Origin of the sequence: Acinetobacter sp. V2 (genome assembly GCF_001188385.1) — a bacterium.
Lineage (GTDB): Bacteria > Pseudomonadota > Gammaproteobacteria > Pseudomonadales > Moraxellaceae > Acinetobacter > Acinetobacter oleivorans.
The window spans coordinates 72,684-80,838 of the sequence record NZ_JZFB01000003.1; the positions used below are offsets into that span (position 1 = coordinate 72,684).

General features: G+C 41.2%; 7 protein-coding genes. All 7 read right to left on the bottom strand.

The features are described from left to right. On the bottom strand, nt 1–385 hold a 385-nt coding region (locus tag UC75_RS21310), incomplete at its 3' end, for an amino acid permease (RefSeq protein WP_416202214.1). Nucleotides 386–390: 5 nt separating this feature from the next. After that, nucleotides 391–1,269 (bottom strand): homocysteine S-methyltransferase family protein, encoded by an 879-nt coding sequence (locus UC75_RS11285; protein ID WP_049837647.1) that lies wholly within the window; start codon nt 1,267–1,269, stop codon nt 391–393. A gap of 216 nt (nt 1,270–1,485) precedes the next feature. Continuing rightward, nucleotides 1,486–1,956 carry a hypothetical protein gene (locus tag UC75_RS11290; protein ID WP_049837648.1) on the bottom strand — a complete coding sequence of 157 codons (471 nt, stop codon included), beginning with the start codon at nt 1,954–1,956 and terminating at the stop codon, nt 1,486–1,488. A 91-nt stretch (nt 1,957–2,047) separates the two neighbouring features. Beyond that, nucleotides 2,048–3,688: a malate dehydrogenase (quinone) gene (gene mqo / locus UC75_RS11295; protein WP_049837649.1), complete on the bottom strand. Its 1,641-nt coding sequence runs from the start codon at nt 3,686–3,688 to the stop codon at nt 2,048–2,050. A gap of 510 nt (nt 3,689–4,198) precedes the next feature. Continuing rightward, complete coding sequence (gene betA / locus UC75_RS11300; RefSeq protein ID WP_049837650.1) at nt 4,199–5,857, bottom strand: choline dehydrogenase; 1,659 nt, start codon at nt 5,855–5,857, stop codon at nt 4,199–4,201. Nucleotides 5,858–5,952: 95 nt separating this feature from the next. Continuing rightward, nucleotides 5,953–7,425 (bottom strand): betaine-aldehyde dehydrogenase, encoded by a 1,473-nt coding sequence (gene betB, locus UC75_RS11305; protein ID WP_049837651.1) that lies wholly within the window; start codon nt 7,423–7,425, stop codon nt 5,953–5,955. Further along, complete coding sequence (betI, locus tag UC75_RS11310) at nt 7,418–8,041, bottom strand: transcriptional regulator BetI (protein WP_005303239.1); 624 nt, start codon at nt 8,039–8,041, stop codon at nt 7,418–7,420. Before betI ends, betB begins: the two co-directional genes overlap by 8 nt. Nucleotides 8,042–8,155: the final 114 nt, after the last annotated feature.

The window sequence follows — 8,155 nt, forward strand, 5'->3', positions numbered from 1 at the left end:
GCGTATTACCTTCACCAAAAATAATATGGTCTTTGCTATCGGTAAACATGCCGACACCTGAAAAGGCAATCACCACATAACCGACAATACCAATGGTGGTACACAACCAATAACCCCACGCCGAGCAAAAACCAATCAGGTCTCCAAAACCTTCCCGCGCATAGTTATAAATACCACCGTCAAGATCTGGTCGTTGACGCGTTAAATGCAATAGCGTGAGGGCCAAGAAAATAATGCCGACCCCGGTAATGAGCCATGCAACAAGAAGAGCAGAGCCGTTAGCGACTTGAGCCATATTTTGGGGGAGGCTAAATACGCCTGACCCCACCATAGAACTAAAGACCAGCGCTGTAAGAGACAATAGTCCAATTTTGGCAGCAGACATGGTATTTATTCTTTAAAAAATTGAGAAAGTTCAGCAATGTGTTCTGGACCAATGCCACAGCAACCGCCGACTAGACTTGCACCTGCTTTCTGCCATTGTTTAGCAAAACCAAGATAAGCTGGAGCATCTAAGTCTTTACGAATTTCATCCAGACCATCGTTGGCAGTAGCACTTTCATCTTGCGGTGGGAAGGCATTGGCATAGGCACCAATTTGTACAGACTCTGGAACGAGGCCTTTAATTTCTTTAATCGCTTGCAAGATCACTTCAGGTTGGCAGCAGTTAAATAACACTGCTTTGGCATTTGATTGTTTGATGAAATCAGCCACTTGTTGCATATTTTCGCCAGAACGCAGTAACGCTTGTTCATGTTTGATTTCATCTTGCAGCGTGAATGACACCCAATAGTCTTTACCATCTTTTGGTAATAACGCATGCACTGTTTCGACTTCTTTTAAGCATGATTGAGTTTCTGCTAACCAAAAATCAACCTCTGGTGCCAAAGTGTTAATGATTGGCTCAGCAAGGTTTTTAGCTTGTTCAGGTTGGAACAAGTCTGCACGGTAAGAGCCAAATAACGGGGGTAAGCAGCCTGCGATTTTGACATTTTTGCCGCTTTCTTTAACTGCATTTCTTGCTTGTTCGATAGCAACTTGAATTAAACGCACGCCGTCAGTTTCAAAGCGTTCTTGTCCAATATGAAAGGGCACAACAGCGTAGTTATTAGTTGTAATAACTTCTGAACCAGCGTTAATAAAATCGAGATGTACTTCTTTTACTGTTTCTGGTGCTTCAATGAGTGCAAGTGCAGACCACTCTGGTTGACGAAACGGAGCGCCACGACGGGCCAATTCACGGCCTAAACCGCCATCTAAAATCTTCATAAATTACAACATAAAGGGAGAAAAAATATTTGATTAATCTAGCGTGTAGATGAGCCGTGTTCAATCGCGAATATGCTCGATATATTTCTAAATAAATTAGATTGTTATGAATATTTTTTCTTAAAAGGATTTCTGTAGATGATGTTCAGTTTTACTGATGAACTCCATGTGAAAAAGAACACGTATTTAATTGAAAATATAGAATAAAAAATAATCTTATAGCGCACCAAATTGCTGCCAGCTTTCACCTGTGTGCTGAGTTTGATAATAGGCTTGAAGTTGTTCAAGCTGGGTAAAGTGTATGCTACACCAAATCAATAAACTGATGAATAATAAAAGCTTACATAAGCTGCGAGTCTTGTTTTGAGAAATAAAAGCAAGCACAGCAAAAAACAGCGCAGGTAAAAATATAAAGAACTGAACAGGCGAGAAAAATAAATGAGCAGTACTGAAATATAATGCGGCTGCACTCATCAGCACATTTAAAATCGAGCATAGCTTTTGATATTTACCGAGCTTAAATGTATAAGCCGTTATAGCAAGTAACACCGCTGAGCTGACATAAATGGCTGTACCGCCAATCATCCACATATAAAAACCGCTTACCAAAAGATAGGCCAGTAGCAAAACAAGCACGAGCTTAAAGCAAAATGATAAGAGGCGAGATGATGAGTTTAAAGGCGTCATAGCGAATCTAAATATCTCAAGTGAGGGCTTAAAAAACAAAAGGACGAATCGAAATTCATCCTTTTGGAGTTTTATTTATACATCGTCAAACTTAGTTTGCTTTTGCAACTGGGGCAGCAGCAGTTTCATCGTTTGCAGCTTTGAACGGAGATGTATAGTTCAAGCCAAGCGTAGAACTTGTGTACTGACGAACTTTGTCGAGTAACACAGGGTCTTTGCTCAAGTCTTGCTTATAAGACACTACAATTTCATGAAGCTTCTGATTCCACTTACCTTCAGTTTGCTGAGGGAAAGCTTTTTCAAGCAAGTTAAGCATGATGTATGGAGAAGTCGAAGCACCCGGAGACGCACCTAACAATGCAGTTACAGCACCATCTTTAGAAGCAAAGATTTCTGTACCGAATTGAAGCGTTGCAGGTTTACCCGGTTCTTTTTTGATGATCTGAACACGTTGACCACCTTGGCTTAAACGCCAGTCTTCAGCTTTCGCATCTGGGTAGTATTTACGAAGTTCATTTAGACGATCTTCATCTGACATCATGACTTGGCTCACCAAGTATTTAACAAGATCAAGGTTTTCCAAGCCAACAGTGGTCATTGGTAAAACGTTGTTTTTGTTAGTTGATGCAAGTAAATCAAGCTGAGAACCATTTTTCAGGAACTTGTTTGAATAAGTTGCAAATGGTCCAAACAATACATATTTTTTACCGTCGATATAACGCGTATCAATATGTGGTACAGACATTGGAGGCGCACCAAGTTCAGCACGGCCATAAACTTTTGCTGTGTGCTGAGCAGTAATTGCTGGGTTATCAGTAATTAAGAACTCACCACCTACAGGGAAGCCTGCATATTGTTTCGCTTCTGGTAAACCAGTAAGTTGCAATAATTTAACTGCTGCACCACCTGCACCGATAAATACAAAACGTGTTTTAACGTGATCTACTTTACCAGTTTTCAAATTTTTGAAAGACACAGTCCAAGTTTTGTCATCATTTTGGCTGATGCCAGTCACTTCGGTTGAAGTCTGTAATTTGAAATTCGGGTTTTGGTCTAAACGATTCACTAATTGTTTAGTGATAGAACCATAGTTTACGTCAGAGCCAACATCCATACGGGTTGCTGCAACTTTTTGACTAGGGTCACGATCGTTCATTACTAAAGGTGCCCATTGTTTAATCACAGCTGGGTCTTCAGTAAATTTCATGCCTTTGAACAGCGGGCTTTGAATCATGGCAGCATAACGTTTTTCTAAGAATTTAACGTTATCGCCCCAAACGAAAGCAATGTGCGGAACTGGGTTAATGAATGATTTAGGTTCAGCTAAAACACCTTGTTTTACCTGATATGACCAGAACTGTTTTGCTACTTCAAATTGAGAAGCAACTTTTTCAGCTTTGACAATTTCCATCTTACCGTTTTTTTCTTCGGTATAGTTCATTTCCATAAAGCCAGAGTGGCCTGTTCCGGCATTGTTAAAGCCGTTTGAACTTTCTTGAGCAACTTGGTCAAGACGTTCATACATACGAATTTGCCAGTTTGGTTCAAGCTCAGTTAAATAAGTACCAAGAGTGGCACTCATGATGCCGCCGCCAACAAGAACAGCATCAACAACTGGCTCATCTTTTGCAGTTTCGACTTGTTTTGACGCAGTTGGTCTAAACAAGAAAACAATACCTGCAATTAAAATAAGAATGATTAATACCAGAAGGTATTTCAAAAACTTTTTCATGTAAGGGGGACCTTAAAATAAGTTATTTGATTCACTTAAGGAGTGAGGAAACCTAGACAGCGTATCCAGACAAAATGGATATAAATGCGAAACTGAATTCTCAAAATTAGAGAACTTCGAAAAAAATAAAAATGACTTGGGATTATCGCAAACACTCTATATTTTAGACTAATTTTGCATTGACAAGACAATTTTTATAATAAATGGGGTTCATCAAAATCATAAATATGATTTATATTTAATCAAATTGAGCTTTTATAAGATAGTTTAAGTTAATTGTTTTGTTTTAAATGTTTGAAATTAAAATAATAATATTGATTTGGTTAAAGTTGGATCATTTGAAGAATATTTGCTTATAAAAATAGATTAATTTTTAATTCATCCCATATTTATGTAAATAAGCTCCTTACACATGCTTATTTTCTGTCATACATAGTTCTTATTAATATTGGCTCAATGAATATAAAATTAAGGGCATATCTCTGCATAAGAAATATGCCCTTTAAGATTTTATGATGCTACATAGAATGGTGCAGTTGAACGTGGTAATGCGTCACGTCCACGAATCTGATCTGCAATTTTCTCGGCAATCATAATGGTGGTTGCATTTAAGTTACCGGTAATAATCAGTGGCATGATTGAGGCATCAACTACGCGCAAACCATTCATACCATGTACGCGGCCTTGACCATCTACGACAGCCATTTCGTCTTCGCCCATCTTACAGCTACAAGATGGATGGTAAGCAGTTTCTGCGTGGTTACGAACAAAATCATCAAGCTCTGCATCAGTTTGCAAATGTTTCCCCGGACTAATTTCTTCACCACGATATGGATCAAGTGCAGGTTGCTGCATGATTTCACGCGTAATACGAATTGCATCTCGGAACTCACGCCAGTCTTGTTCAGTCGACATGTAGTTAAACAAAATACTTGGATGCTCAAACGGATCTTTTGATTTCAGTCTAATACGACCACGAGAAGGTGAACGCATTGAACCTACGTGTGCTTGGAAACCATGTTCTTTCACGGCATTACTACCATTGTAGTTAATAGCAACTGGCAAGAAATGGTACTGAATGTTTGGCCATTTGAACTCGTCCGAACTACGGATAAATCCGCCCGCTTCAAACTGGTTGCTTGCACCAATACCTGTACCATTAAATAACCACTCGGCACCAATCGCAGGTTGGTTATACCATTTCAAGGCAGGGTATAAAGAAACGGGTTGTTTACATTTATATTGTAAGTACATTTCCAAATGGTCTTGCAGGTTTTCACCTACACCCGGTAAATCATGAACGACATCAATGTCCATTGATTTTAAGAAAGTGCTTTCACCCACACCCGAGCGCTGTAAAATTTGTGGTGAAGCAATTGCACCTGCACACAGCAACACTTCACGTTTAGCTAAGGCACGTTGCAAGTTGTTTTGATCAGCGCCAATAATATATTCAACACCAATCGCTTGTTTTTGATTAAACAAGATTTTATTGGTCGTAGCGTGAGTCAAAATAGTCAGGTTTGGACGACCTTTTGCCATATCCAAATAACCACGTGCCGTACTTGAGCGGCGACCTTTTGGGGTAACCGTGCGGTCCATGGGGCCAAAGCCTTCTTGTTGGTAACCATTTAAATCATCAGTACGTGGGTAACCTGCTTGTACACCAGCTTCAACCATGGCATGGAACAACACATTGTTGCCATTTTTAGGCGTAGCAACCGACACAGGGCCATTGCCACCATGATAGTCATTTTCACCAATGTCACGAGTCTCGGCTTTTTTGTAGTAAGGCAAACAGTCGGCATAAGACCAGTTTTCAAGGCCTTTATGAGTTGCCCATTGCTCTAGATCCATTGCGTTACCGCGGATATAGCACATACCATTAATTAAAGACGAGCCACCTAAACCTTTACCACGACCACATTCCATACGACGGTTATTCATGTGCGGTTCTGGGTCGGTTAAATAAGCCCAGTTATAGCGACGACCTTGAAGAGGGTAGGCCAAAGCTGCCGGCATTTGTGTACGGAAATCCAAGCGATAATCTGGGCCACCTGCTTCTAAGAGTAAAACGGTGGTATCTTTGTCTTCAGTCAGACGCGCAGCGAGTACATTTCCGGCAGATCCTGCGCCAATAATAATGTAATCATATTCTTTAATATTCATAACTATCCTTTTTTTACTAACAGTTTGCCTGAGCAATCTATAAAGACTGCTCGGCATATGTGATTTAGGTTGAAGTATTTAGAGCAATTGAGGCATTAAAAAATGCTTTGATAATCGCCAAGTTCAACTTGAATAGATTTGATACGGGTATAGTGCCCAAGCGTGGTCAAGCCATTTTCGCGGCCCACACCAGATTGCTTGTAGCCACCCACTGGCATTTCGGCAGGTGATTCGCCCCACGTGTTAATCCAGCAAATACCAGCTTCAATCTGGTGAATAATGCGATGAGCGCGACTAATGTCTTGCGTAACAACGCCAGCAGCTAAACCAAAGGTGGTGTCGTTAGCACGACGGATGACTTCTTCTTCGCTTTCATAGCTTAAAATGCTCATGACAGGTCCAAAAATTTCTTCTTGAACAATGGCCATTTGGTCGGTGCAGTCACTAAATACAGTTGGTAGTACGTAAGCGCCGTTGGCAAGCTCGCCTTCTGTAGCACGACCACCACCAATTAATACTTTAGCGCCTTGTTGTTTGCCTGACTCAATGAAAGACAACACTTTATCCATGTGTGGGAAGCTGGTGAGTGGTCCGAAGTTTGTATCTTCAGCCATTGGGTCGCCAATGCGAATACGTTTTACACGTTCTACAACCGCTTTTTCAAAGTCGGCTAGAAGTGATTTTGGAACAAATACGCGTGTACCATTGGTACATACCTGACCTGAGCTAAAGAAGTTAGCCATAACTGCAATATCAGCTGCACGGTTCAGGTCAGCATCTTCACAAATAATCAGTGGTGACTTACCACCAAGTTCCATAGTCACTTCTTTAAGCGTAGAGCCAGCAGCGCTTGCCATGACTTTTTTGCCAGTCTCCACGCCACCAGTGAATGAGATTTTTTCAATCACAGGATGTTCAGTGAGCCACTGACCGATTTCACGACCAGCACCTTGCACCACGTTAAATACGCCGTCTGGAACGCCAGCTTCTGTATAGATTTCTGCAAGTTTAAATGCAGTAAGTGGAGTGGTTTCACTTGGTTTGAAAATCATGGCATTGCCGGCAGCAAGGGCAGGGGCAGATTTCCATAGAGCAATTTGAATTGGATAGTTCCAAGCCCCAATACCAGCAACCACGCCTAAAGGTTCACGGCGTGTATAAAAGAAACTTGATTCGCGAAGCGGAACTTGGTCACCCTGAATGGCGGTTGCAAGTCCTGCATAATATTCGAGTACATCTGCGCCAGTCACGATGTCGACTGTAGAGGTTTCGCTAAAAGCTTTACCTGTGTCGAGTGTTTCAAGACGTGCAAGTTCATCATTACGTTCACGAAGAATGTCGACAGCACGACGTAAAATACGTGAACGCTCCATGGCAGTCATGGCAGCCCAGATTTTTTGTCCTTGTTGGGCACTTTGTACAGCAGCTTCAATATCTTGTTCAGAAGCTTGTTGAAGAGTCGCGATTGTCTCGCCGTTGGCAGGGTTAATACTATTAAATGTTTTTCCACTGGTTGCGTTAACGTAGCGTCCATGGATATACAGTTGATGAACTTGTGCATCACTCATTTTGTCTCTCCTGCAAAGGCTTGTTCGCAAATTGAACTTGCGTTTGTACATAATCGTAAGCAATGGAACGGGCAAGATTGCTGTCAAATTCGTTATGACGGCTTAAACTGCCTCGTAACCATAATCCATCAATCAATGCTGCCAACCCTCTAGCGGCAACACTGGCCTGTTGTTCATTCATTAACTTGAGGAAATAAAACTTCAAGTTAGAGTACAGGCGTTGATCATTAATCTTTTGCAAGCGGCTTAAGTCTGGTACATGCATACTCGCTGACCAAAAGTCTAACCAGACCCGCATTGCTTTTTCATTGACCTGACTAATGTCAAAGTTCGAGTCGATAATGGCCTTAATTTGGCTCTCTGGATGCGAATCTGCTTCTGCTCTGTACTGTTCGGTTTTACGACGCAGAACATTTAACATTTCTTGCATACAGGTATTTATCAACCCTTGTTTGTCGCCAAAATAATGGCTGACAATGCCGGTCGACAGCTCGGCTTTTTTTGCAATTTGAGCAATGGTGGTATTGGATAACCCCACTTCATAAATTACGTCGAGTGCGGCATTCATAATTTCTTCACGTCGCACGTGCTCTGGTTTTACTCTGCGTTTTGTCATGTTTTTCCACATCAGCACTTTTAGTGGTGCTTTAAATTCAGCATGTTAACTTGCAGAGCATCATAGCACTTTTTTTATCATACTTGTTATTGATTGAACGTTCAATCAATAACA